Origin of the sequence: Paracoccus sp. pheM1 (assembly GCF_018499825.1) — a bacterium.
GTDB classification, from domain to species: Bacteria; Pseudomonadota; Alphaproteobacteria; order Rhodobacterales; family Rhodobacteraceae; genus Paracoccus; species Paracoccus versutus.
The window spans coordinates 383,234-406,607 of the sequence record NZ_JAGXCX010000003.1 but is presented as its reverse complement, the minus strand read 5'-3'; the positions used below and the strand labels follow the sequence as shown (position 1 = coordinate 406,607).

Below are 23,374 nucleotides of genomic sequence, written 5' to 3'. Positions count from 1 at the left end.
ATCCGCGAATTTTCCTCTGCCGACATCCTGTTCATCGTCTCGGCCGTCCGCTGGACGCTGATCCTGTCCGTCATCGCCTTCCTTGGCGGCGCCATCGGCGGGCTGGCCGTCGCGCTGGCGCGGACCGCCCAGGGCCGGCTGCGGCGCCGGATCGCGGCGGGCTTCATCCAGGTGTTCCAGGGCACGCCGCTGCTGATGCAGCTGTTCCTGGTCTATTTCGGCCTTGCCGTCCTTGGCCTGCCCATCGACCCGCTGCTGGCCGCGGCCGTCGCGCTGACGCTGCATGCCAGCGCCTACCTGGGCGAGATCTGGCGCGGCGCGATCGAGGCGGTGCCGCCGGGCCAGACCGAGGCGGCGGTGGCGCTGTCGCTGTCCTACCGGGACCGGATGCGCCATGTCGTGCTGCCGCAGGCGATGCGGCTGGCGACCGCGCCGACCGTGGGCTTCCTGGTGCAGTTGATCAAGGGCACCTCGCTGGCCTCGATCATCGGCTTCACCGAGCTGACCCGCGCCGGGCAGATCATCAACAACGCGACCTTCAAGCCGTTCCTGGTCTTCGGCACGGTGGCCGCGCTCTATTTCGTCCTGTGCTGGCCGCTGTCGCTTCTGGCCCGGCACATGGAGGCGCGCATGCGGCTGGCGATCACCCGCTAAAGCCCCGCGCAGACGATTTCACGGAGGAGGAAACCATGAAACTGAACCGTCGCATCTTTACCGCCCTGGCCGCCGGCGCGCTGGCCATGGGGCTCGCGCTGCCCGCAAGCGCGGCCGACCTTGACGCGATCAAGAATGCCGGCGCCGTCCGGGTGGGCATGCTGGTCGATTTCCCGCCCTTCGGCATCCAGGACGCCTCGGGCAAGCCCGACGGCTATGACGCCGACGTGGCCAAGGCGCTTGGCGAATTCCTGGGCGTGCAGGCGCAGATCGTGCCGGTGACCGGGCCGAACCGCATCCCCTATCTGCTTTCGGGGCAGGTGGACGTGCTGGTCGCCTCGCTGGGCATCACCGCCGAGCGGGCGGAGAAGGTCGATTTCTCCAAACCCTATGCCGGGATCAGCATCGCCGTCTATGGCGACAGCGGGCTCGAGGTGGCCGATGCCGCGGGGCTGGCCGGCCAGTCCCTTGCCGTCGCCCGCGCCTCGACCCAGGACACCGGCGTCACCGCGGTCGCGCCGCAGGGCACCGACATCCGCCGCTTCGACGACGACGCCAGCGCGGTGCAGGCGCTGATGTCGGGCCAGGTCAGGCTGATCGGGCTGTCGAACGTGGTCTTCTCGCAGGTCGCGGGCGTCGCCGGCGACCGTTTCGACAAGAAGTTCGACCTGTCGAGCCAGGTGCAGGGCATTGCCGTCGCGCCGGGGTCGGATGCGTTGCTGGACCAGATCAACGCTTTCGTGGACCAGGCGAAAACCGACGGCACGCTGGACCAGATCCATCAGAAATGGCTGGGCGAGCCGCTGCCCGATTTCGTCAGGAACGCCCAGTGACGCGCGCCGCGCGGCCGTGCCCCGGCCGCGTGCCATCCCAGGGGAAAGCCACATGACCGAACATGCCATCATCATGCGCGCCGTGAACAAGTATTACGGTGCCTATCACGCCCTGGTCGACATCGACCTGACCGTGTCGCGGGGCGAGCGCATCGTCATCTGCGGGCCCTCGGGCTCGGGCAAGTCGACGCTGATCCGCACCATCAACCAGCTCGAGCCCATCGAATCCGGCACGATTGTCGTCGACGGGGTGGAACTGACCGCCGGCGGCGACAATGTCGCCAGGGTGCGGCAGGATGTCGGCATGGTCTTCCAGTCCTTCAACCTGTTCCCGCACATGACCGTGCTGGAGAACTGCGTCCTGGCGCCGATGAAGACCCGCAAGATCCCGCGCGCCGAGGCCGAGGCGACGGCGCGCAAATACCTGGAGCGGGTGCGCATCCCCGAACAGGCCGACAAGTATCCGGCGCAGCTGTCCGGCGGCCAGCAGCAGCGCGTCGCCATCGCCCGCGCGCTGTGCATGAAGCCGCGGATCATGCTGTTCGACGAACCGACCTCGGCGCTCGACCCCGAGATGGTCAAGGAGGTGCTGGACACCATGATCGACCTCGCGCGCGAGGGGATGACCATGCTTTGCGTCACCCATGAGATGGAGTTCGCCCGCGCCGTGGCCGACCGGGTGATCTTCATGGACAAGGGCGTGATCGTCGAAGAGAACGCCCCGGCGGAATTCTTTGGCAACCCCAGGAACGAGCGGTTGCAGAACTTCCTGGGCCAGATCGCATGACCCGCCCCCGCATCCTGGCCCTGGCCGAGCTGAAGCCGCAGGACATGGCCGACCGCCTTGCCGCCGACTACGAGGTGGTCCGCGACATCGGCGCAGCGGCGGATGTCGAGGTGGTGCTGACCGCCGGCAATGTCGGGATCACGGCGGCGCAGATGGCGCGGCTGCCGGCGCTGCGGCTGGTCGCGGTGAACGGCGTCGGCGTCGATGCCGTCGACCTGGCCCAGGCGCGGCATCGCGGCATCGCCGTCACCACCACCCCCGACGTGCTGTCGATGGCGGTGGCCGAGATGGCGCTTGGCCTGGCGCTGGCCGCCGGCCGCCGCATCGCCGAGGGCGACCGCTTCGTCCGTGCCGGCCAGTGGTCCGCGGGCGGCAAGCTGGGCCTCGGCTGCTCGGTGCTCGAGCGCCGCGCCGGGATCCTCGGCTATGGTCGCATCGGGCGCCGGCTGGCCGACCTGCTGCGCGGCATGGGGATGGACGTGCTCTATACCGCCCGCCGCGAAAAGCCCGGCGCGCCGGACGGTTTCCGCCCCGATGCGCTGGCGCTGGCGCGGGATTGCGACCTGCTTTTCGTCACCGCCGCCGGGGGCGAGGATACGCGCGGCCTGGTTGATGCCGGGGTGCTGGCGGCGCTTGGCCCCGACGGCATCCTGGTCAATGTCGCCCGCGGCCCGGTGGTCGATGCCGGGGCGCTGGCGCAGGCGCTTGATGCGGGCACCATCGCCGGGGCGGGGCTCGACGTCTTCGACGATGAGCCGAACGTGCCGCAGGCGCTGCTTGATGCGCCCAATTGCGTGCTGACCCCGCATATCGGCTCGGCCACGGCCGAGGCGCGGCGCGCGATGGCGCAGCTGGTGCTGGACAATATCGCAGCCCATTTCGCCGGCCGGCCGCTGCCCACCCCCTACGAGGTCCAGGATGCGCTACCTTTGCATCGGTGAGCCGCTGGTCGAGTTCACCGCCCGCCGCGATGCGCCCTCGACCTTCGACCGGCGCGCGGGCGGCGACACGCTGAACAGCGCCGTCTATCTGGCGCGGCTCTTGCCCGCCGGCTCGGTCGGCTACCTGTCGCGGCTGGGCGACGACGCGATGAGCGCCTGGCTGCGCGAGGTGCTGGCCGAAGAGGGCATTGCCGATCTGTGCGGCACCGAGCCGGGCGGCCGGCCCGGACTGAGCTTCATCTCGACCGATGCGCGGGGCGAGCGCAGCTTTCTTTACTGGCGCGACCAGGCGCCGGCGCGGCGCATGTTCGACAATGGCGATGCCGCGTTGCGCGCCGTGGCCGAGGCGGGGACGGTGCTTCTGTCCGGCGTCACGCTGGCGATCCTTTTGCCCGAAAGCCGCGAGCGGCTGCTGGCCGCGCTGGAACGGCGGCAGGCGGCGGGGGGGCGGATCGTGCTGGACACGAATTACCGCCCCGCGCTTTGGCCCGATGCCGCCACGGCGCGCGCGGTGATCGGCCGGGCGGCCGCCCTGGCGACGCTGGTCCTGCCCTCGCTGGACGACCTGGCCTCCTGCTTCGGCATCCCGGACCCGGCCGGGGCGATGGCGGCCCTGGCCGGGCTGGGCGGGGCCGAGATCGTTCTGACCACCGGCGGCGGCGAGGTGCTGCGCCGCCCGCCCGGCCAGGACCGGATCGAGTCCCACCCGCTGCCCCCCATGGTTGCGGCGGTCGATACCACCGGCGCCGGCGACAGCTTCAACGCCGGCTGGCTGGCCGCCTGCGACGCCGGCCTGCCCCCGGCCGCGGCTGTGGCCATTGCCGCCCGCCTGGCCGCGGTCGTCGTCGCCCATCCCGGCGCGGTCATTCCGCGCAGCGCCATGCCCGATCTGGGCCTGAGGGTGGCGACATGAGCGCCGCTTTCGATCCCGAGGCCGCCGCCCGCGCCCTGCTGGCGGTCCACCGCGGCGCGCCGCGCCTGCCGGGCCTGACCCCGCCGCCGCCCGATACCGCCGCGGCCTATGCCGTGCAAAGGGCGGTGATCCGCGCCCTTGGCGGCGGTGCCTGGAAGATGGCGCTGCTGGCCGGGCGCGACCGCCATGCCGGCGCGCTGCCGGGGCAGGGAACCGTGCGAACGGGCGCCTGCCTGCCCTTGCCCGCCGATGCCTGTATCGAGGTCGAGACCGCTCTGATCCTTGGCGCCGACCTGCCGGCGGGCGCCGGCCCTTCCGCGGCGGCGGCTGCCATTGCCGAGGTCCGGCTGGCCTTCGAACTGGTCGCCCCGCGCCTTGCCGACCGCAAGGCGGCGCAGCCGCTGGAGCTGATGGCCGACGGTTTCGGCTCGGCCGGGATCGTGCTGGGCGATGTGCTGCCCGGCTGGCGCGACGGCATGACCGGCCCGCTGGGGATCGAACTCTGGCTGGACGGGCGCCGGGTCGCGGCCCCGGAGGCCGTGGCGAGCCTGGCCGAGGCAGCGGATTTCCTGGCCTGGCTGGCCGGCCACGCGGCGGCGCAGGATCTGCCGCTCTGCCGCGGCGATGTCATCATCACCGGCGCGCGGATCGGCCCCCTGCCGCTGGACGGCGCCCGGATCGCGCGCGCCCGCGCCGGCGGGGCCGAGGTCTCGGCCCGTTTCGTAGGGGCCTGACAGGCTGCTGAAAAAGTCCTTGCGACAGGACAGCGCGGGCGGGGAACCGGGAAATCCGCCTCAAATTTGCCGAAAACACCCCATTTTCGGGCCGATATCAGCTGGATCCGGAACGATTTCCGCTGCGCCGCCCTCTCAAAACCTTTTTCAGCGGCCTGCTAAGGTCAGCGCGCCAGCATGGGGGCGGGCCGGTAACGGCCGCGCAGATGGACCGGCGCTTGGGCGGCAAGTCGTTCCAGCCGGTCCAGCACCTGCTCGCGCCCCCGCGCGGCCAGGATCTGGAACGGCCCGCGCGGGAAGTTCAGGCCCAGCCGCAGCGCCGTGTCGATGCCGTCGGGCGTGGTGCCGCCCTCGGCCAGGAGCCAGCCGGCCTCGTTGACCAGCGTGGCCTCGATGCGCAGGGCGACGGCATCGTCGGGGGCGGGATCGGGCGTTTCCGGGTAAAGGAAGCCCCGCCCGGTCTTGCGCCCCAGATCGCCCGAGGCGACCTGCCGGCGCAGCGCCTCGAAGACGTGATAGCGTGGATGGCCCTGCATCGCCGCCGCCAGGCTTTCGGTCGCGGCCAGGTTGATGTCGGCGCCGACCAGGTCGATCAGCCCGAAGGGGCCCAGGGCGTAGCCCGCCGCCAGCATCGCCGCGTCGATTTCGGCGGCGGTGCGGCCTTCCTCCAGCAGCGCCAGCGCCTCGCCATAGAACGGCCGCGCGCAGCGGTTGACGATGAAGCCGGGCCGGTCGGGGCATGGGATCACGGTCTTGCCCGCCGCCTCGGTCAGCCGGCGCGCACGTTCCAGCGCCGCCGCGCCTGTGCCGGGATGCGCCACCAGTTCCACCAGCTTCATCACCGGCGCCGGGTTGAAGAAATGCAGGCCCAGCAGGCGCTCGGGCCGGACCAGCCCCTCGGCCATGGCACCCACCGACAGCGACGAGGTATTGCTGGCCAGCACCGCATCGGGGGCCAGCACCGTCTCAAGCGCCGCGAACAGGGCGCGCTTGACCTCGATGCGCTCGACCACCGCCTCGATGGCCAGATCGGCGCGGCCCATCGCCTCGGGGCCGTCGACCACGGTGATGCGCGCCAGCAGCGTCTCCAGGTCGGCCTGCGCCAGCTTGCCCGACCGCACCCGCGGCGCAAGGCTGGCGCGCAGCCGGTCCAGCGCCGTCTCGCGCGCCTTCGGCACGGCATCGGTGGCCAGCACGGCAAGGCCCGCGGCGGCATAGGTCTGGGCGATGCCCAGCCCCATCGTCCCCAGCCCGATCACGGCGATGGTGGTCATGTCGGAATCTCCGCCCCTGTCCCTGGCCCATCATGCCACGCGGGAAAATCGTTTCAAGCTTGAAATTTTAAACTTGAAACGAATCCGATTCGCTGGCAGCGTCCACGCAACGGGCCGAAAAGGCGCAAGGGAGGCGGGCAATGAAGATCTTGTGCATGGGCGGCGGGCCGGCGGGGCTTTACTTCGCGATCTCGATGAAGCTGCGCGACCCTTCGCACCCGATCACCGTACTGGAGCGCAACAAGGCCAACGACACTTTCGGCTGGGGCGTGGTGCTGTCGGACGACGCGCTGGGGCGGATGCAGCAGAACGACCCCGCCAGCACCGAGGCGATCCGCAGCCATTTCGCCTATTGGGACGACATCGCCGTGGTGCATGACGGGGTGCGCACCGTCTCGGGCGGGCACGGCTTCGCGGGCATCGGGCGCAAGCAGATGCTGGTCCTGCTGCAAGCCCGCGCGCGCGAGCTGGGGGTGGAGCTGCGTTTCGAGACCGTGTTCCAGTCGGCCGAGGAATACCGCAAGGACTATGACCTGGTGGTGGGCTGCGACGGCATCAATTCGCTGGTGCGCGCCGAATATGCGCAGGTGTTCCAGCCCGACATCGACACCCGCCGCTGCAAGTTCATCTGGCTGGGCACGCATCAGAAATTCGACGACGCCTTTACCTTCATCTTCGAGCGGACCGAGCATGGCTGGGTCTGGGCGCATGTCTACCAGTTCGACGGCGACACCGCGACCTTCATCGTCGAGACCCTGCCCGAGACCTGGGAAAAGCTGGGCTTTGCCGACATGTCCAAGGAGGAAGCGGTCGAGACCTGCCGCCGCATCTTTGCCCGCCACCTGGGCGGCCATGACCTGATGTCGAACGCCGCGCATCTGCGCGGCTCGGCGGTCTGGATCCAGTTCCCGCGGGTGATCTGCGAGCGCTGGTATCACGAGAATGTCGTGCTGATGGGCGATGCGGCGGCGACCGGGCATTTCTCGATCGGCTCCGGCTCGCGGCTGGCCTTCGACAGCGCCATCGCCCTGGCCGAATACCTGCATTCCGAACCGACCATGCAGCGCGCCTTCGAACGCTATCAGGAAGAGCGCCGCGTCGAGGTGCTGCGCCTGCAATCGGCCGCCCGCAACAGCCTGGAATGGTTCGAGCAGGTCGAGCGCTACCTGGACATGGAACCCCTGCAATTCGCCTATTCGCTGCTGACCCGTTCGCAGCGCATCAGCCACGAGAACCTGCGCCTGCGCGACCCCGAATGGCTGGGCCGGGCCGAGGACTGGTTCCAGGAACGCGCCGGCGGGCGCAAGGGCCGCCGGCCGATGTTCGCGCCCTTCCGCCTGCGCGACATGGTGCTGGAGAACCGCGTCGTCGTCTCGCCCATGGCGCAATACAAGGCGGTGGAGGGCTGCCCGACCGACTGGCATTTCGTCCATTACGCCGAACGCGCCAAGGGCGGCGCTGGGCTGGTCTATACCGAGATGACCTGCGTTTCGCCCGAGGGGCGGATCAGCCCCGGCTGCCCCGGCCTCTACGCGCCCGAGCACGAGGCGGCCTGGAAGCGGATCGTCGATTTCACCCATGCCGAGACGCGGGCCAGGATCTGCATGCAGATCGGCCATTCCGGCCGCAAGGGCTCGACCCAGCTGGGCTGGCAGGATGCCGACCGGCCGCTGGCCGAGGGCAACTGGCCGCTGATCTCGGCCAGCGCCATCCCGTGGCAAGAGGGCAACGCGGTGCCCAGGGCCATGGACCGCGCCGACATGGACCGGGTGCGCGACCAGTTCGTCGCCGCGACCCAGATGGCGGCGCGGGCGGGCTTCGACATGGTCGAGCTGCACGCGGCGCATGGCTACCTGATCTCCAGCTTCATCTCGCCGCTGTCGAACCGGCGCGAGGACGAATACGGCGGCAGCCTGGAAAACCGCATGCGCTATCCGCTGGAGGTGTTCCGGGCGATGCGCGCCGCCTGGCCGGCGGAAAAGCCGATGTCGGTGCGCATCTCGGCCAATGACTGGGTGGGGGACGAGGGCGTGACGCCCGAGGAGGCGGTGGAGATCGCCCGGATGTTCGCGGCCGCCGGCGCCGACATCATCGACGTCTCGGCCGGGCAGACCAGCACCGGGGCGCGGCCGGTCTATGGCCGGATGTTCCAAACGCCGTTCAGCGACCGCATCCGCAACGAGGCGGGGCTCGCGACCATGGCGGTCGGCAATATCACCGAGGCCGACCAGGTGAACGGCATCCTGCTGGCCGGCCGCGCCGATCTGGTCTGCCTGGCGCGGCCACACCTGGCCGATCCCTATTGGACGCTGCATGCCGCCGTCGAGGCCGGGGACGAGGCCGCCGCCTGGCCCTTGCCCTATCTGGCCGGCCGCGACCAGGCGCTGCGGCTGCGCAGCCGCGCGCAGGAGGCGATCCGGGCATGACCATCGCAGGCAAACGGGTGCTGATCACCGGGGGCGGCACGGGCACCGGCGCCGACCTGGCGCGCGCTTTTGCCGGGGCCGGGGCGGATGTGGTGATCTGCGGCCGCCGCAAGGCGCCGCTGGAGGCGGTGGCCGGGCGGACCGGCGCCCGCGCATTGGTGGCCGACGTGACCGACGAGGCCGGCGTCAAGGCGATGTTCGCCGAAGCCGGCCCCTGCGACATCGTCATCGCCAACGCCGGGGCGGCGGACAGCGCGCCCCTGGGCCGCACCACGCTGGAGCAATGGAACACCATGCTGGCGGTGAACCTGACCGGCACCTTCCTGACCTTCCGCGAGGGGCTGGCGCAGCTGCCGGGCTGGGGCCGGCTGATCGCCGTGGCCTCGACCGCGGGCCTTCGCGGCTATGCCTATGTCGCGCCCTATGCGGCGGCCAAGCATGGCGTGGTCGGGCTGGTGCGCAGCCTGGCGCTGGAGGTGGCGCGGCGGCAGGTGACGGTGAACGCGCTTTGCCCCGGTTTCCTGGATACCGAGATGACGGCGCGTTCCATCGCCACCATCATGGACAAGACCGGCAAGAGCCGGGATCAGGCGCTGGCCGCGCTGACCGCGACCAATCCGCAGGGCCGGCTGATCCAGCCGCACGAGGTCAGCGCCGCGGCGCTGTGGCTTTGCGGGCCGGGCTCCGACGGGGTCAACGGCCAGGCCATCGCCATTTCGGGGGGCGAGGCATGAGCGATCCCCTGTCCAAGCGCCGGCTGAAGCTGTGGATCCGCCTGCTGGGCGTCACCCGCGCGGCCGAGGGGCAGCTGCGCGAATTCCTGAGGGTCAGGCATGACACGACGCTGCCGCGCTTCGACGTGATGGCCGCGCTCTATCGCCGGCGCGAGGGCGTCACCATGAGCGAACTCAGCCGGATGCTGCTGGTCTCGAACGGCAATGCGACGGCGGTGGTGGACCGGCTGGAAAGGGACGGGCTGGCGCGGCGCGTGCCCTCGGAAACCGACCGGCGCACGGTCTTCGTCAGCCTGACGCCCGAGGGGCTGGCGGCCTTCGAGGGCTTCGCCGCCGATCACGAGGCCGAGGTGAACCGCATCTTTGCCGGGCTGACCGAGGAGGACATCGAGCTGCTGACCGAGATCCTGAAACGCATGGGGGGCGCGAAATGACCGGAACGACCGAACTGGCCGGGCTGAAGCCGCGGCATTTCATCTGGGAGATGCGGGACCGCGTCGCCACCATCCGCCTGGACCGCCCCGAGCGCAAGAACCCGCTGACCTTCGACAGCTATGCCGAGCTGCGCGACACCTTTCGCGCGCTGGCCCATGCCAGCGACGTGGATGTGGTGGTGCTGGCCCCGAATGGCGGCAATTTCTGCTCGGGCGGGGATGTGCATGACATCATCGGCCCGCTGGTCGGCATGGACATGAAGGGGCTGCTGGCCTTTACCCGCATGACCGGCGACCTGGTCAAGGCGATGATCGGCTGCGGCAAGCCGGTGATCGCGGCGGTGGACGGGATCTGCGTCGGCGCCGGGGCGATCCTGGCCATGGCCTCGGACCTGCGGCTGGCGACGCCGCAGGCGAAATGCGCCTTCCTGTTCACCCGCGTCGGGCTGGCCGGCTGCGACATGGGCGCCTGCGCCATGCTGCCGCGCATCATCGGCCAGGGCCGGGCGGCCGAGCTGCTTTACACCGGCCGGGTGATGGGCGCCGAGGAAGGCCATGCCTGGGGCTTCTGGAACGCGCTGCATGACGCGGGCGCGCTGGAGGAGGCGGCGCAGGCGCTGGCCGGGCGGCTGGCGGCCGGGCCGGTCTTTGCCCATGGCATCACCAAGACCCAGCTGAACCAGGAATGGAACATGGGGCTGGAGCAGGCCATCGAGGCCGAGGCGCAGGCGCAGGCGATCTGCATGCAGACCCGCGATTTCGAACGCGCCTATCGCGCCTTCGTGGCCAGGGAAAAGCCCGTGTTCGAGGGCGACTGATCGAGGGGGGAAGGCGGGGGCTGCCGCCCCCGCACCCCCGCTCCAAGGGACGCGCGCGCCCCTTGGAAATCCCCGCAGGGAAAGGGACGGATGACATGGCGGATCGCAGCTTTCTGGACTGGCCCTTCTTCGAGCCGCACCACCGCGAGCTGGCGGCGGCGCTGGAGGATTGGTGCGTGGCGCATCTGCCCGTGGATCACGGCGATGTCGATGCCGCCTGCAAGGCGCTGGTCGCGGCGCTTGGGGCGGCGGGCTTCCTGCGCCATAGCGGCGCGGGCGAGGGCGAGGCGCTGGACGTGCGCAGCCTGTGCCTGATCCGCGAGACGCTGGCCCGCCACGACCCGCTGGCCGATTTCGCCTTTGCCATGCAGGGGCTGGGCATGGGGGCGGTGACGCTGTTCGGCACCCCCGGCCAGCGCGCCTGGCTGGAGCGGACGCGCACCGGCCAGGCGATCGCGGCCTTTGCGCTGACCGAGCCCGGCGCCGGCTCGGACGTGGCCAGCACGGCGACGCTGGCCGAGCGCGCCCCGGACGGCTGGCGGCTAACGGGCGAAAAGACCTATATCTCGAACGGCGGCATTGCCGACCTCTACGTGGTCTTTGCCCGCACGGGCGAGGCGCCCGGCGCGCGCGGCCTCTCGGCCTTCCTGATGCCGGCGGACAGCGCCGGGCTGACCATCGCCGAGCGGATCGAGGTGATCGCGCCGCATCCGCTGGCGCGGCTGAAACTGGACGGGGTGGCGCTGCCCGATGCGGCGCTGATCGGCCGGCCGGGCGAGGGCTTCAAGATCGCCATGTCGGTGCTGGACGTGTTCCGCCCCACCGTCGGTGCGGCGGCGCTGGGCATGGCGCGGTGCGCGCTGGGCGAGGCCCTGGCGCGGGTGCGCAGGCCGCGGGCCGGCGGCGGCACCTTGGCCGATCACCAGCTGGTGCAGGGCCATCTGGCCGACATGGCGCTGAAGGTGGATGCGGCGGCGCTGCTGGTCTATCGCGCCGCCTGGGCCAAGGACCAGGGCGCCCCCCGCATCACCCGCGAGGCGGCGATGGCCAAGCTTTACGCCACCGAGGCCGCGCAGGAGGTGATCGACGCCGCGCTGCAGCTGCATGGCGGCGACGGCGTGCGCCACGGCACCGCGGTCGAGGCGCTTTACCGCGACATCCGCGCCCTGCGCATCTACGAGGGCGCCAGCGACGTGCAGCGCGTGGTGATCGCCCGCGCGATCTTGGGCTGAACAGGGAGGACGGCATGGACAAGGCACTGGACGGCGGCATCACCCGCCAGGGCGAGGGGATCGAGGGCATCGAATGGAACATCCTCGGCCAGCGCTATCTCCCCAAGGCGGATTGCGGCAGCAGCTTCGCCTTCGAGACCAACAGCGAGCCGGGCCAGTTCGTGCCGGTGCATATCCACCCGACGCAGGATGAGTTCATCCTGGTGCAGGAGGGCGAGCTGCATGTGAAGCTGGGCGGCGTCTGGTCGGTGGCCAGGGCCGGCGACCTGGTGCGGATGCCGCGCGGCGTGCCGCATGGCTATTTCAACAAGTCCGACAAGCCGGCGCGGGCGCTGTTCTGGGTCTCGCCCGCCGGCAACCTGCGCGCGCTGTTCGAGGCGCTGCACGACCTGACGGACATTCCGACCGTCGTCGCGCTGTCGGCCCGGCACGAGGTCGATTTCCTGCCGCCGGAGGCCAATGACTGATGCGCTATCTGCGCCGCATCCAGGTCGAGTTCAACCATTGCGACCCGGCGGGGATCGTCTTCTACCCGCGCTATTTCGAGATGCTGAACTCGGTGATCGAGAACTTCTTTGCCGAGGTGCTGGCCTATCCCTTCACCCGCATCCACATCGAGGAGGGTTGCGCCGTCCCGACCGTGCGGATCGAGGCCGGCTTCCAGGCCCCCTCGCGCCTGGGCGAGGTGCTGGAATTCGCGCTGGAGGTGCAGCATGTCGGCCGCTCCAGCGCGCGGCTGGCGCAGCAGGCCAGCGCCGGCGGGCAGGTCCGGCTGCAATGCGCCTCGACCCTGGTCTGGGTCACGCCGCAGGGGCGCGCCGCGCCCTGGCCCGAGCCGATCCGCCGCAAGATGATCGCGTTCATGGAGGCAAGCGATGGTGCATGAGGTTCTGCATCCGAGGAACTGGAAGGCGACGCCGGGCTATTCCAACGGCATCGCCGCGACCGGGCGGATGGTGTTCACCGGCGGCATGATCGGCTGGAACGGGCAGCAGGAGTTCGAAACCGACGATTTCGCCGGGCAGGTGCGCCTGGCGCTGCAATCCGTCGTCGCCGTGCTGGCCGAGGCCGGCGCCCGGCCCGAGCACCTGGTGCGGCTGACCTGGTATGTCACCGACAAGCGGGAATACCTGGCCGCGCTCAAGGACATCGGCCAGGCCTACAAGGAGATCATCGGCCGGCACTATCCGGCCATGGCGCTGGTGCAGGTCGTGGCCCTGGTCGAGGACCGCGCCAAGGTCGAGATCGAGGCAACCGCCGTGATCCCCGCCTGACGGGGGCGGGGCATCCGCGGGCCAAGGCACGACAAGATGCCGGCCCGCCCAACAGGGAGATTGAAGATGACGGGCAATCCGCCGCTTGGACCCTCGGCGCATGTCGACCGCTTCGCGCGCGACAACCTGCCGCCGCCCGAGCTTTGGCCGCAGCTGCTGCTGGAGGGCTTCGACTATCCCGAATACCTGAACGCCGCGGTCGAGCTGACCGACCGCATGGTCGAGCGGGGCTTCGGCGACCATATCGCGCTGATCGGCAACGGCCGCATCCGCAGCTACAAGGAACTGACCGACTGGACCAACCGCATCGCCCATGCGCTGGTCGAAAGCTACGGCGTGCGGCCCGGCAACCGGGTCCTGATCCGCTCGGCCAACAACCCGGCGATGGTGGCCTGCTGGCTGGCCGCGACCAAGGCGGGCGCGGTGGTGGTCAACACCATGCCGATGCTGCGCGCGGGCGAGCTGGCCAAGATCATCGACAAGGCGCAAGTCAGCCACGCGCTTTGCGACACGCGGCTGATGGACGAGCTGGCGCTGGCCGCCAGGGACAGCCGGCACCTGACGACCGTGGTCGGCTTCGACGGCACGGCGAACCACGATGCCGACCTGGACCGCGCTGCCCTGTCCCAGCCGGTGCGCTTCCAGGCGGTGCGCACGGGTCGCGACGACGTGGCGCTGCTGGGGTTCACCTCGGGGACCACGGGCGAGCCCAAGGCGACCATGCATTTCCATCGCGACATCCTGATCATCGCCGACGGCTATGCCCGCGAGGTGCTGGAGGTGCGGCCCGAGGATGTCTTCGTCGGCTCGCCGCCCCTGGCCTTTACCTTCGGGCTGGGCGGGCTGGCGGTGTTTCCGCTGCGCTTCGGCGCCTCGGCGGCGCTGCTGGAGAACGCCTCGCCGCCGAACATGGTCGAGATCATCCAGAAATACCGCGCCACCATCTGCTTTACCGCGCCGACCGCCTATCGGGTGATGATGCGGGCGATGGACGAGGGTGCGGACCTGTCCAGCCTGCGCGCCGCCGTCTCGGCCGGCGAGACGCTGCCCGCGCCGGTCTATGAGGAATGGATGGCCAAGACCGGCAAGCCGATGCTGGACGGCATCGGCTCGACCGAGATGCTGCACATCTTCCTGACCAACCGTTTCGGTGACAGCCGCCCGGCCTGCACCGGCCGCCCGGTCGCGGGCTACGAGGCCAGGATCATCGGCCCGGACGGGCGCGAACTGCCGCCGGGCGAGACCGGGCGGCTGGCGGTGCGCGGGCCGGTCGGCTGCCGCTATCTGGCCGACCCCGACAAGCAGCGCGCCTATGTGCAGGACGGCTGGAACCTGACCGGCGACAGTTTCTGGAAGGACGAGCAGGGCTATTTCCACTTTGCCGCCCGCACCGACGGCATCATCGTCTCGGCCGGCTACAACATCGCCGGCCCCGAGGTCGAGGCGGCGCTGCTTGCCCATCCCGACGTGCTGGAATGCGCCGTGGTCGGCGCCCCGGACGAGGCGCGCGGCCAGATCGTCGAGGCGCATGTCGTCCTGCGCCCCGGCGCCGCCGCAGACGAGGCGATGGCCAAGGGCTTGCAGGACCACGTCAAATCCGTCATCGCGCCCTTCAAATACCCGCGCCGCGTGGTTTTCGCCCAAGCGCTGCCCAAGACCGAAAGCGGCAAGATCCAGCGTTTCCGCCTGCTCGAGGGGCGGGCGTGACCCTTGGGGTTGCGGGCTGATGCGCGAAAGCCGTTGCAGCCCGCGACCGCATCATAAAAACATGCGACGACCAATCGCGCATCACACAGGGAGTATGTCATGGAACTGAAAAGGCTGCTGATCTGCGGCACCGCCGCCTTGGCCCTGGCCGGGGCCGCCCAGGCCGAACCCGTCAAGGTCGGCATGATCACCACGCTGTCGGGCGGCGGGGCCGGGCTGGGCGTCGACACGCGCGACGGCTTCCTGCTGGCGCTGAAGAACGCCGGTGAGGCGGGCCAGGCGGTCGAGCTGGTGATCGAGGACGACCAGCAGAAACCCGATGTCGCGGTGCAGATCGCCGACAAGATGATCCAGTCCGACCAGGTGGACGTGCTGACCGGCATCGTCTGGTCGAACCTCGCCATGGCCGTGGTGCCGGCGGCGGTGGCGCAGGACAAGTTTTACCTGTCCACCAATGCCGCGCCCTCGCAGCTGGCCGGGGCGGGCTGCCATCCGAAATATTTCTCGGTCTCCTACCAGAACGACAACCTGCACGAGGCGGCGGGCGCCCATGCCACGGATGCCGGCATCGGCAAGGTCTTCATCATGGCGCCGAACTATCCCGCCGGGCAGGATTCGCTGGCGGGCTTCAAGCGCTATTACAAGGGCGAGGTGGTCAGCGAGGTCTATACCCAGGTCGGCCAGACCGATTATGCCGGCGAGATCGCCCAGATCCGCGCCAGCGACGCGGATGCGGTGTTCTTCTTCCTGCCGGGCGGCATGGGCATCGCCTTCATGAAGCAATATGCCGAATCCGGCGTCGGCAAGCCGGTGATCGGCCCGGCCTTCAGCTTCAGCCAGGACATCCTGCCCGCCGTGGGCGATGCCGCGCTGGGGGTCAAGAACACCGCGCAATGGTCCAAGGACCTGGACAACGAGGCGAATGCGGCCTTCGTCGAAACCTTCCAGGCCGAATACGGCCGGCTGCCCTCGCTTTACGCGGCGCAGGCCTATGACACGGCGAACCTGCTTCTCTCGGCCATCGCCAAGGCTGACGTGGGCGATGCCGACGCCTTCCGCGCGGCGCTGGCCGAGGCGGATTTCCCCAGCGTGCGCGGCAAGTTCCGCTTTGGCCCGAACCAGCACCCGATCCAGGACTATTACGTGCGCGAGGTGGTCAGGGAAGGCGACGTGCTGACCAACAAGATCATCGGCCCGGCCATGACCGACCATGGCGATGCCTATGCCGAGCAGTGCAAGATGTAAGCCCTGCCGGGCCGGGTCGATGAGGCCCGGCCCCCTGGCAATTCGGGAGAGAAAGCGGTGATGCTTCTGGCCGAGCAGGCGCTGAACGGCCTGCAATACGGGATGATGCTGTTTCTGATGGCGGCCGGGCTGACCCTGGTCTTTGGCGTCATGGGGCTGATCAACCTTGCGCATGGCTCGCTCTACATGACCGGGGCCTTTGCCTGCGCGGCGGTGGCGGCGGCCACCGGCTCGTTCTGGCTGGGGCTGGCGGCCAGCCTGGTGGCCGCCGCCGCGGCGGGCGCGCTGGTCGAGATGGCGGTGATCCGGCGGCTATACGCCCGCGACCACCTGGATCAGGTGCTGGCGACCTTTGCGCTGATCCTGGTGTTTTCCGAGGGCACGCGCTGGTTCTTCGGCTCGTTCCCGCTTTACCTCAAGCTGCCGGCCTCGCTTTCGGGGGCGGTGGTGCTGCCGGGCGGGCTGCATTACCCGCTGTTCCGGCTGGTCATCATCGGCTTCGGCGCGGCGGTGGCCCTGGGGCTTTGGTGGCTCATCACCCGCACGCGGCTGGGCATCCGTATCCGCGCCGGCGAGGCGGACCGCGAGATGATCGGCGCGCTGGGGGTGGACATCGCCCGGCTCTACACCATCGTCTTTGCGCTTGGCGCGGCGCTGGCGGGGTTCGCCGGGGCGCTGGTCGGCACCATCCAGTCGGTGCAGGTCGGCATGGGCGAGCCGGTGCTGATCCTGGCCTTCGTCGTGGTGGTGATCGGCGGCATCGGCTCGATCAAGGGCGCCTTCGTCGGCGCGCTGCTGGTCGGCATGACCGACACGCTGGGCAAGGCGCTGCTGCCGGGGCTGCTGTCGCGGATATGGGACGCCTCCAGCGCCAATACCGTGGGCGCCTCGCTGGCCTCGGTGCTGATCTATGTGCTGATGGCCGTGGTGCTGATCCTGCGGCCGCAGGGACTTTTCGGGGCGAGGGGCTGAACGATGCAGCAGACGTTGAACCGCGACACCGCCGTCAACCTGGCGATCTTTGCCCTGCTGGTCGCCACCGCCCTTGGCGCGCATCTGGCCGGCAACGGCTTTACCGTCACGCTGGCGACCAAGGCCGCGATCTTCGGCCTGGCCGGGGTGGGGCTGAACCTGGCGCTCGGCTATGGCGGGCTGATCTCGTTCGGCCATGCCGCCTTCTTCGGCATCGGCGGCTATGTCACCGGCATCCTGGCCAGCCATGCCAGCACGGGCACGCCCGTCCTGAGCCTGCCCTTTACCGTCATGGGCAGCAACGAGATGCTGGGCATCTGGCCTATGGCCATGCTGGCCGCGGGGCTGGCGGCGCTGGTCATCGGCGCGCTCAGCCTGCGCACCTCGGGCGTCTATTTCATCATGGTGACGCTGGCCTTCGCGCAGATGCTCTATTACTTCGCCATCAGCTGGCCGCGCTATGGCGGCGAGGACGGGCTGAGCTTCTATGTCCGCAACAGCTTCCCCGGCCTGAACACCTTTGCCCCGATCCAGTATTTCGCCATCTGCGCGACGCTGCTGGCGGTGGCGCTGGTCTTTACCGCGGTCGTCACCCAGTCGCGTTTCGGCCTGGCCTTGCAGGCGGCGCGGCAGAACAGCCAGCGCACCGTCGCCGTCGGCATCCGCCCCTATGCCATCCGGCTGACGGCTTTCGTGCTGTCGGGGATGATCGTCGGGCTGGCGGGGTCGCTTTATGCCGACCTCAACCGCTTCGTCAGCCCGGCCATGCTGTCCTGGCACATGTCGGGCGAAATCATGGTCTTCGTCATCCTGGGCGGCGTGGGGCGGCTTTGCGGCCCGGTCGCGGGCGCTGCGCTCTTCATCCTGCTCGAGCATGTGCTGGGCGGCATCAGCGATTACTGGCAGGCGCTGCTGGGCCTGTTGCTGCTGGCCATCGTGCTGTTCGCGCCGGGCGGGCTGATCGGCATCGTCACGAAAAGGGGCCGCCATGCCTGAACCCAAGCTGAACGAACCCATCCTGGAGATCCGCGGCCTGCGCAAGTCCTTCGGCGCGCTGGCGGCGACCGACGATGTCAGCCTGGACCTGCGGCCGGGCGAGATTCACGCCCTGATCGGCCCGAACGGCGCCGGCAAGTCCACGCTGATCAAGCAGATCGTCGGCGAGATCCGGCCCGACGCCGGCACCATCCGCTTCGAGGGGCAGGTGATCGACGGGCTGGACGCGGCGGCGCGGGCGCGGCTGGGGCTGGCGCGCAGCTTCCAGGTCTCGTCGGTGATCCCGGACTTCACCGTGCTGCAGAACGTCATGCTGGCGGTGGCCGGGGCCAGCGGCGCGGTGTTCCGCTTTCACCTGCCGGCGCTGGCCGACCGCAAGCTGACCGAACCCGCGCTGTTCCATATCGAGCAGGCGGGCCTGGCCGGGCGGCACCTGGTCCCCGCCGCGACACTGTCGCATGGCGAGCGCCGCAAGCTGGAGATTGCCATGGCGCTGGCCCTGCGCCCGCGCGCCTTCCTGCTGGACGAGCCGATGGCCGGCATGGGGCTGGAGGGCGGGCGGCAGCTGACCGCCATCCTGGCGGAGCTGCGCAACGAGGCGCCGATCCTGCTGGTCGAACATGACATGGACGCGGTCTTTGCGCTGGCCGACCGCATCTCGGTCCTGGTCTATGGCCGCATCATCGCCACCGGCAGCGTCGCCGAGATCCGCGCCAACCCCGAGGTGCGGCGCTCCTACCTGGGAGAGGACGCATGACCCGGCTGCTGGAACTGCGCGACGTGACCGCCTGTTACGGCCCGGTGCAGGCGCTGTTCGGCATCACGCTGGACCTGGACCAGGGCGAGGTGGTGGCGCTGATGGGCCGCAACGGCATGGGCAAGACCACGACCATCCGCTGCATCAGCCGGCTGATGCAGCATTCCGGCGGCAGCCTGCGCCTTGCCGGCCGCGATGTCGCCGGCCTGACGGCGCCCAAGGTGGCGCGGCTGGGCGTCGGGCTGGTCCCCGAGGGGCGGCGCTGCTTCGCGCCGCTGACCGTGGCCGAGAACCTGACCGTCGCCGCCCGCCCCGGCCCCTGGGACATGGCCCGCGTCTGCGCGCTGTTTCCCCGCCTGCAGGAACGCATGGGCCAGGTCGCGCGCACGCTGTCGGGGGGCGAGCAGCAGATGCTGGCCATCGGCCGGGCGCTGATGACCAATCCGCGCCTGCTGGTGCTGGACGAGGCGACCGAGGGCCTGGCCCCGGTCGTGCGGCAAGAGATCTGGGCCGGCGTGCGGCGGCTGAAAGCCGAGGGGCTGTCGATCCTGCTGGTGGACAAGTCGCTCAGCGAGATCGCCTCGGTCGCCGACCGCGCGGTGATCGTGGAACGCGGCGCGACGGTCTGGCAGGGCGGCATCGCCGATCTGACTGCCGATCTGACCGACCGCTATCTGGGGGTGTGAATGACGACGGCGATCTATCGCGGCATGAACCGGCAGGAACTGGACAGGGCCTATAGCAACACCGGCAGGCTCGCGGATTTTCCGGGGCTGATGCGGGATTTCCGCGCGCGCAGCGCGGCTTTCCATGCCGCGCAGGATTGCCGGCGGGACCGGCGCTATGGCCCCGGCGCGCGCCAGACCTATGACTGGTTTGCCGGCGGCCGGGCGGATGCGCCGGCCTTCGTCTTCATCCACGGCGGCTATTGGCAAAGCTGCGTCAAGGAGGATTTCGCCTTCTGCGCCGCCGGCCCGCTGGCGCGCGGCCATGACGTGATCCTGGCCGAATACACGCTGGCGCCGCAGGCCAGCATGACGCAGATCGTGGCCGAGATCGGGCAGCTTCTGGACCATCTGGCGGCGCAAGGGGTCGGGCGGCTTTGCCTTGCCGGGCATTCCGCCGGCGGGCATCTGGCGGCCATGCATCGCGGCCATCCCGCCGTCGGCTCGGTGCTGGCGATCAGCGGGCTGTTCGACCTGGAGCCGATCGGCCTGGGCCAGCTGAACGACAAGCTGCAACTGACCGCGGCCGAGATCGCCGCCTGCAGCCCGCAGCGCAACATCGCCGCCGGCGCACCCATGCTGGTCGCCGTCGGGGCCGAGGAACTGCCGGAACTGATCCGGCAATCCGACGACTATGCCGCGGCCTGCCGGCAGGTGGGCGAGCGTGCGGTGCTGCTGCATGTTCCGGGCTGCGACCATTTCCAGGTGCTGGACGACCTGGCGGACCCGGCCGGGGTGCAATTGACGGCGCTGGCGGCGCTGGACGGGCGGCGCTGATCCGGCCGCGGGGCGCCGGTTTCAGCGGTTGCTGTCGATCCAGCGCGACAGCAGCTGGCGGTCGCGGAAGCATTCGTCGGGCACGGCGCGGCGCTTGAGCCGGGCGATGCGCTCGGCGAAGGCGACCTGCTTCGAGGTCGGCAGCCCCGTCGCCGGCCGCATCCGCGCCTGCGCCTCGATCCAGGCGCTGAGCGTGCGGCGGTCCTGCTGCACCTCCCACGGCAGGAGCGTTTGGTTCCTCAGCGCCAGCGAACGCGCATAGGCGATCTGGCGCGGCGTGGCCGGCAGGGCAAAGGTGGTGGCATCCATGGCGGATCTCCCTTGCAGATCATGGTCCCAACATAGAACATATGGGGAACAAAATCAATCCGGGCACCCGAGGCCGCCATCTTTACAGGGAAAATCTGCGCGTCAGGGTCTTTTCGATCTCCAGAATGGCCATGAGCGTCACCCCGACCAGCACGATCACCAGCCCGTCGACAAAGGCGACCGGGGCGCTGTCGAACAGCTCGTGCATGAAGGGCGCATAGGTGAACAGGACCTGCGCCCCGACCACCACCGCGACCGCCCCCAGCACGGCGGGCGTGCCCATGGCGCCGATCAGGCTGAACGAGCTGCGGTGCAGGTAGCGCACGTTGAACAGGTAGAAGATCTCCATCACCACCAGCGTGTTGACCACCATGGTGCGGGCGCCCTCGACGTCATAGCCGCGGTTCAGGGCAAAGGCGAATATGCCGAAGGCCCCGAGCATGAACAGCACCGAGACGAAGCCGATGCGCCAGACCAGGAAGCGCGACAGGATCGGCGCGTCGCGCGGGCGCGGCGGGCGGCCCATCACGTCGGGTTCCGACGGCTCGAAGGCCAGCACCAGCCCCAGGGTGACGGTCAGGATCATGTTGATCCACAGGATCTGCACCGGCGTCATCGGCAGGGTGACGCCCAGGAAGATCGCCAGGATGACGCACAGCACCTCGCCGCCGTTGGTCGGCAGCGTCCAGCCGATCACCTTGCGGATATTGTCGTAGACGGTGCGGCCCTCATGCACGGCGGCGACGATCGAGGCGAAATTGTCGTCGAGCAGCACCATCTGCGCCGCCTCCTTGGCGGCCTCGGTGCCCTTGCGGCCCATGGCGACGCCGACATCGGCCTGCTTGACCGCGGGCGCGTCGTTCACCCCGTCGCCGGTCATGGCGACGATATGGCCGTTCGCCTGCAAGGCATTGACGATGCGCAGCTTGTGTTCGGGCGTGGCGCGGGCAAAGACGCTGACCTCCTCGACCACCCGGCGCAGCCTTTCGTCGGGCATGCCGTCCAGCGCCGCGCCCTCCAGCACCTTGGGGTCGTCGGCGATGGCGAGCTGGCGGGCGATGGCGGCCGCCGTGCCCTTGTGGTCGCCGGTGATCATCTTGATGGCGATCCCGGCCGAGCGGCATTCGGCCACCGCGGCGATGGCCTCGTCGCGCGGCGGGTCGATGAAGCCGGCAAGGCCCAGGAAGGTCAGCCCGCTTTCGACCATGGCGAAATCCAGCCGCTCGACCTCGGGGCCGGTGGCAAGGGTAGCAAAGCCCAGCACCCGCTCGCCGCCCTCGGCGCAGGCGTCGATGCATTCCTGCCAATAGCCGGCATCGAGCGGCAGGGCCGCGCCGCCCGCCGCCTGCGCCCCGCACATGGCCAGCACCCGTTCGGGCGCGCCCTTGACGAAGATGCGCCGCCCGCCTTGGGGGCCGGCCTGCGGGTCGTCGTGCAGCGTGGCCATGAAGCGGTGCTGTGCGTCGAAGGGGATCTCGTCCAGCCGGTTCCAGGCGGCGCGTTCGGTTTCCGGGTGCAGGCCGGCCTTGGCGGCGGTGGCGACCAGCGCGCCTTCCATCGGATCGCCCAGCACGGCCCACTGCCCCTCGCGCTCGACCAGCAGGGCGTCGTTGCACAAAAGCCCGGCGCGGATCAGCGTGTCGCGCTGGGGATCGGGCAGGGGCTCGGCGCCGTCCGCGTCCGAGAACCGCCCCTCGGGGGCGTAGCCGGTGCCCGAGACCGCGGTCAGGCTGGCGGCAGTCACCAGATGGCGCACGGTCATTTCGTTGCGGGTCAGCGTGCCGGTCTTGTCCGAGCAGATCACCGAGGTCGCGCCCAGCGTCTCGACCGCGGGCAGGCGGCGCACCACGGCATTGCGCGCGGCCATGCGGCGCACGCCGATGGCCAGGGTGATGGTGATGACGGCGGGCAACCCCTCGGGCACCACGCCGACCGCCAGCGCCACCACCACCATCAGCGCATCCAGCGCGTCATAGCCCCGGAACAGCGTGGCAAAGGCGAACAGCAGCGCCGCGGTGGCGATGGCGAACCAGGTGAAGCGGGTGCCGAAGGCGTTGATCTGGCGCAGAAGCGGCGTGGTCAGGCTTTGCACCGCGCCGATCATGTCGGAAATGCGGCCGATTTCGGTCCGCGGGCCGGTCGCGACGGCCACGCCGATGCCCTGTCCGGTGGTGATCAGCGTGCCGGAATGCAGGATCGGCGCGCGGTCGCCAAGCGCGGCATCGGGCGCGACCGGGCCTTCGGTCTTTTCCGCCGGCACCGATTCGCCGGTCAGGATCGCCTCGTCGGCGCTGAGCCCGCGCGCCCGCAGCAGGCGCAGGTCGGCGGGCACCTTGTCGCCGGCCTCGACCACCACGATGTCGCCGGGCACGATCTGGCGGGTGTCGAGCGTGTGCCGCTCGCCCTCGCGCAGCACCACGGCATGGGGGGCGATCATGTCGCGGATCGCGTCCAGCGCGCGCTCGGCCTTGCCCTCCTGGATGAAGCCGACGATGGCGTTGACCAGCACCACGACCACGATCACCGCGCCGTCGATGACATGTCCCAGCGCAATCGCCGCCACCGCCGCGGATAGCAGGAAATAGATCAGCGCATTGTTGAACTGCGCCAGGAAGCGCAGCACCGGATGGATGCGGGCGGCGGGCGGCAGCTCGTTCGGGCCGAAGCGGTCCAGCCGCCGCGCAGCCTCGTCATGGGCAAGCCCGTCCAGGCTGGTCGCCAGCGCGGCGCAGACCTCCTCGCCGCTCTGGGCGTGCCATGCGACCGGGTCCGGCACGATCTCGGCTGGCTTCATCGGGCTCTCCTTCGGCAGTCACCTGTCCCTGACCTGTT

At 70.0% G+C, this 23,374-nt stretch carries 24 protein-coding genes; 21 read left to right on the top strand and 3 right to left on the bottom strand.

Annotated elements, in window-relative coordinates:
* From KF941_RS24690 to KF941_RS24665, 6 genes are read left to right on the top strand one after another with little or no spacing between them, the layout of a single operon-like run.
* On the top strand, positions 1–654 hold the full coding sequence (locus KF941_RS24690) for an amino acid ABC transporter permease (RefSeq protein WP_208021280.1): 654 nt from the start codon (positions 1–3) through the stop codon (positions 652–654).
* Between the two features lie 35 nt (positions 655–689).
* Complete coding sequence (locus tag KF941_RS24685; protein ID WP_036757346.1) at positions 690–1,487, top strand: transporter substrate-binding domain-containing protein; 798 nt, start codon at positions 690–692, stop codon at positions 1,485–1,487.
* A gap of 52 nt (positions 1,488–1,539) precedes the next feature.
* Positions 1,540–2,274 (top strand): amino acid ABC transporter ATP-binding protein, encoded by a 735-nt coding sequence (locus KF941_RS24680; protein WP_214274870.1) that lies wholly within the window; start codon positions 1,540–1,542, stop codon positions 2,272–2,274.
* Positions 2,271–3,215 carry a 2-hydroxyacid dehydrogenase gene (locus KF941_RS24675; RefSeq protein WP_214274869.1) on the top strand — a complete coding sequence of 315 codons (945 nt, stop codon included), beginning with the start codon at positions 2,271–2,273 and terminating at the stop codon, positions 3,213–3,215. The genes KF941_RS24680 and KF941_RS24675 overlap by 4 nt, the downstream gene beginning before the upstream one ends.
* Entirely contained in the window at positions 3,193–4,128 is a 936-nt protein-coding gene (locus tag KF941_RS24670) for a sugar kinase (protein WP_214274868.1), read from the top strand. Before KF941_RS24675 ends, KF941_RS24670 begins: the two co-directional genes overlap by 23 nt.
* Positions 4,125–4,862 carry a fumarylacetoacetate hydrolase family protein gene (locus tag KF941_RS24665; protein WP_214274867.1) on the top strand — a complete coding sequence of 246 codons (738 nt, stop codon included), beginning with the start codon at positions 4,125–4,127 and terminating at the stop codon, positions 4,860–4,862. The genes KF941_RS24670 and KF941_RS24665 overlap by 4 nt, the downstream gene beginning before the upstream one ends.
* Positions 4,863–5,026: 164 nt before the next feature.
* Here the strand turns inward: KF941_RS24665 and KF941_RS24660 are convergent, their stop codons facing one another.
* The gene (locus KF941_RS24660; protein ID WP_214274866.1) at positions 5,027–6,136 is read right to left on the bottom strand and encodes a 3-hydroxyacyl-CoA dehydrogenase NAD-binding domain-containing protein; all 1,110 of its coding nucleotides are present in this window, start codon (positions 6,134–6,136) and stop codon (positions 5,027–5,029) included.
* 140 nt (positions 6,137–6,276) lie between these two features.
* On the opposite strand from KF941_RS24660, the gene KF941_RS24655 reads away from it, so the two are divergent.
* The 15 genes from KF941_RS24655 (at position 6,277) to KF941_RS24585 (ending at position 20,233) form a co-directional block, all read left to right on the top strand.
* A complete protein-coding gene (locus KF941_RS24655) occupies positions 6,277–8,562 on the top strand; it encodes a bifunctional salicylyl-CoA 5-hydroxylase/oxidoreductase (RefSeq protein WP_214274865.1) in 2,286 nt (761 codons plus the stop codon).
* Positions 8,559–9,296 carry an SDR family oxidoreductase gene (locus KF941_RS24650; RefSeq protein WP_214274864.1) on the top strand — a complete coding sequence of 246 codons (738 nt, stop codon included), beginning with the start codon at positions 8,559–8,561 and terminating at the stop codon, positions 9,294–9,296. Before KF941_RS24655 ends, KF941_RS24650 begins: the two co-directional genes overlap by 4 nt.
* Positions 9,293–9,730, top strand: coding sequence for a MarR family transcriptional regulator (locus KF941_RS24645; protein WP_036757366.1), 438 nt, complete (start codon positions 9,293–9,295; stop codon positions 9,728–9,730). The genes KF941_RS24650 and KF941_RS24645 overlap by 4 nt, the downstream gene beginning before the upstream one ends.
* Entirely contained in the window at positions 9,727–10,548 is an 822-nt protein-coding gene (locus tag KF941_RS24640) for an enoyl-CoA hydratase family protein (protein WP_140847577.1), read from the top strand. The genes KF941_RS24645 and KF941_RS24640 overlap by 4 nt, the downstream gene beginning before the upstream one ends.
* Before the next feature lie 95 nt (positions 10,549–10,643).
* A complete protein-coding gene (locus tag KF941_RS24635; protein ID WP_214274863.1) occupies positions 10,644–11,780 on the top strand; it encodes an acyl-CoA dehydrogenase in 1,137 nt (378 codons plus the stop codon).
* Between the two features lie 14 nt (positions 11,781–11,794).
* On the top strand, positions 11,795–12,247 hold the full coding sequence (locus KF941_RS24630) for a cupin domain-containing protein (RefSeq protein ID WP_214274862.1): 453 nt from the start codon (positions 11,795–11,797) through the stop codon (positions 12,245–12,247).
* On the top strand, positions 12,247–12,666 hold the full coding sequence (locus KF941_RS24625; RefSeq protein WP_036757377.1) for an acyl-CoA thioesterase: 420 nt from the start codon (positions 12,247–12,249) through the stop codon (positions 12,664–12,666). The genes KF941_RS24630 and KF941_RS24625 overlap by 1 nt, the downstream gene beginning before the upstream one ends.
* Positions 12,656–13,054: a RidA family protein gene (locus tag KF941_RS24620; RefSeq protein ID WP_208021272.1), complete on the top strand. Its 399-nt coding sequence runs from the start codon at positions 12,656–12,658 to the stop codon at positions 13,052–13,054. Before KF941_RS24625 ends, KF941_RS24620 begins: the two co-directional genes overlap by 11 nt.
* Positions 13,055–13,120: 66 nt before the next feature.
* Positions 13,121–14,761, top strand: coding sequence for an AMP-binding protein (locus tag KF941_RS24615; protein ID WP_036757380.1), 1,641 nt, complete (start codon positions 13,121–13,123; stop codon positions 14,759–14,761).
* Positions 14,762–14,860: 99 nt separating this feature from the next.
* Positions 14,861–16,006 (top strand): ABC transporter substrate-binding protein, encoded by a 1,146-nt coding sequence (locus KF941_RS24610; RefSeq protein WP_072461188.1) that lies wholly within the window; start codon positions 14,861–14,863, stop codon positions 16,004–16,006.
* Positions 16,007–16,066: 60 nt separating this feature from the next.
* The gene (locus KF941_RS24605) at positions 16,067–16,978 is read left to right on the top strand and encodes a branched-chain amino acid ABC transporter permease (RefSeq protein WP_214274861.1); all 912 of its coding nucleotides are present in this window, start codon (positions 16,067–16,069) and stop codon (positions 16,976–16,978) included.
* Between the two features lie 3 nt (positions 16,979–16,981).
* Positions 16,982–17,974 carry a branched-chain amino acid ABC transporter permease gene (locus KF941_RS24600; protein WP_114535382.1) on the top strand — a complete coding sequence of 331 codons (993 nt, stop codon included), beginning with the start codon at positions 16,982–16,984 and terminating at the stop codon, positions 17,972–17,974.
* Entirely contained in the window at positions 17,967–18,731 is a 765-nt protein-coding gene (locus KF941_RS24595; protein WP_036757386.1) for an ABC transporter ATP-binding protein, read from the top strand. Before KF941_RS24600 ends, KF941_RS24595 begins: the two co-directional genes overlap by 8 nt.
* The gene (locus KF941_RS24590; protein WP_214274860.1) at positions 18,728–19,417 is read left to right on the top strand and encodes an ABC transporter ATP-binding protein; all 690 of its coding nucleotides are present in this window, start codon (positions 18,728–18,730) and stop codon (positions 19,415–19,417) included. The genes KF941_RS24595 and KF941_RS24590 overlap by 4 nt, the downstream gene beginning before the upstream one ends.
* On the top strand, positions 19,418–20,233 hold the full coding sequence (locus KF941_RS24585; protein ID WP_214274859.1) for an alpha/beta hydrolase: 816 nt from the start codon (positions 19,418–19,420) through the stop codon (positions 20,231–20,233). It abuts the gene before it with no gap.
* A 21-nt stretch (positions 20,234–20,254) separates the two neighbouring features.
* Here KF941_RS24585 and KF941_RS24580 read toward each other — a convergent pair whose 3' ends face one another.
* Positions 20,255–20,542: a hypothetical protein gene (locus tag KF941_RS24580; RefSeq protein WP_011751319.1), complete on the bottom strand. Its 288-nt coding sequence runs from the start codon at positions 20,540–20,542 to the stop codon at positions 20,255–20,257.
* 82 nt (positions 20,543–20,624) lie between these two features.
* Positions 20,625–23,336 (bottom strand): cation-transporting P-type ATPase, encoded by a 2,712-nt coding sequence (locus tag KF941_RS24575; protein ID WP_072461192.1) that lies wholly within the window; start codon positions 23,334–23,336, stop codon positions 20,625–20,627.
* Positions 23,337–23,374 lie beyond the last annotated feature (38 nt).

Coding starts and splice junctions, on each gene's coding strand:
- KF941_RS24670 (WP_214274868.1), top strand. CDS start 3,193: ATGCGCTACCTTTGCATCGGTGAGCCGCTGGTCGAGTTCACCGCCCGC.
- KF941_RS24650 (WP_214274864.1), top strand. CDS start 8,559: ATGACCATCGCAGGCAAACGGGTGCTGATCACCGGGGGCGGCACGGGC.
- KF941_RS24685 (WP_036757346.1), top strand. CDS start 690: ATGAAACTGAACCGTCGCATCTTTACCGCCCTGGCCGCCGGCGCGCTG.
- KF941_RS24630 (WP_214274862.1), top strand. CDS start 11,795: ATGGACAAGGCACTGGACGGCGGCATCACCCGCCAGGGCGAGGGGATC.
- KF941_RS24625 (WP_036757377.1), top strand. CDS start 12,247: ATGCGCTATCTGCGCCGCATCCAGGTCGAGTTCAACCATTGCGACCCG.
- KF941_RS24575 (WP_072461192.1), bottom strand. CDS start 23,336: ATGAAGCCAGCCGAGATCGTGCCGGACCCGGTCGCATGGCACGCCCAG.
- KF941_RS24645 (WP_036757366.1), top strand. CDS start 9,293: ATGAGCGATCCCCTGTCCAAGCGCCGGCTGAAGCTGTGGATCCGCCTG.
- KF941_RS24640 (WP_140847577.1), top strand. CDS start 9,727: ATGACCGGAACGACCGAACTGGCCGGGCTGAAGCCGCGGCATTTCATC.
- KF941_RS24595 (WP_036757386.1), top strand. CDS start 17,967: ATGCCTGAACCCAAGCTGAACGAACCCATCCTGGAGATCCGCGGCCTG.
- KF941_RS24660 (WP_214274866.1), bottom strand. CDS start 6,136: ATGACCACCATCGCCGTGATCGGGCTGGGGACGATGGGGCTGGGCATC.
- KF941_RS24635 (WP_214274863.1), top strand. CDS start 10,644: ATGGCGGATCGCAGCTTTCTGGACTGGCCCTTCTTCGAGCCGCACCAC.
- KF941_RS24620 (WP_208021272.1), top strand. CDS start 12,656: ATGGTGCATGAGGTTCTGCATCCGAGGAACTGGAAGGCGACGCCGGGC.
- KF941_RS24590 (WP_214274860.1), top strand. CDS start 18,728: ATGACCCGGCTGCTGGAACTGCGCGACGTGACCGCCTGTTACGGCCCG.
- KF941_RS24600 (WP_114535382.1), top strand. CDS start 16,982: ATGCAGCAGACGTTGAACCGCGACACCGCCGTCAACCTGGCGATCTTT.
- KF941_RS24675 (WP_214274869.1), top strand. CDS start 2,271: ATGACCCGCCCCCGCATCCTGGCCCTGGCCGAGCTGAAGCCGCAGGAC.
- KF941_RS24615 (WP_036757380.1), top strand. CDS start 13,121: ATGACGGGCAATCCGCCGCTTGGACCCTCGGCGCATGTCGACCGCTTC.
- KF941_RS24665 (WP_214274867.1), top strand. CDS start 4,125: ATGAGCGCCGCTTTCGATCCCGAGGCCGCCGCCCGCGCCCTGCTGGCG.
- KF941_RS24655 (WP_214274865.1), top strand. CDS start 6,277: ATGAAGATCTTGTGCATGGGCGGCGGGCCGGCGGGGCTTTACTTCGCG.
- KF941_RS24585 (WP_214274859.1), top strand. CDS start 19,418: ATGACGACGGCGATCTATCGCGGCATGAACCGGCAGGAACTGGACAGG.
- KF941_RS24580 (WP_011751319.1), bottom strand. CDS start 20,542: ATGGATGCCACCACCTTTGCCCTGCCGGCCACGCCGCGCCAGATCGCC.
- KF941_RS24610 (WP_072461188.1), top strand. CDS start 14,861: ATGGAACTGAAAAGGCTGCTGATCTGCGGCACCGCCGCCTTGGCCCTG.
- KF941_RS24680 (WP_214274870.1), top strand. CDS start 1,540: ATGACCGAACATGCCATCATCATGCGCGCCGTGAACAAGTATTACGGT.
- KF941_RS24605 (WP_214274861.1), top strand. CDS start 16,067: ATGCTTCTGGCCGAGCAGGCGCTGAACGGCCTGCAATACGGGATGATG.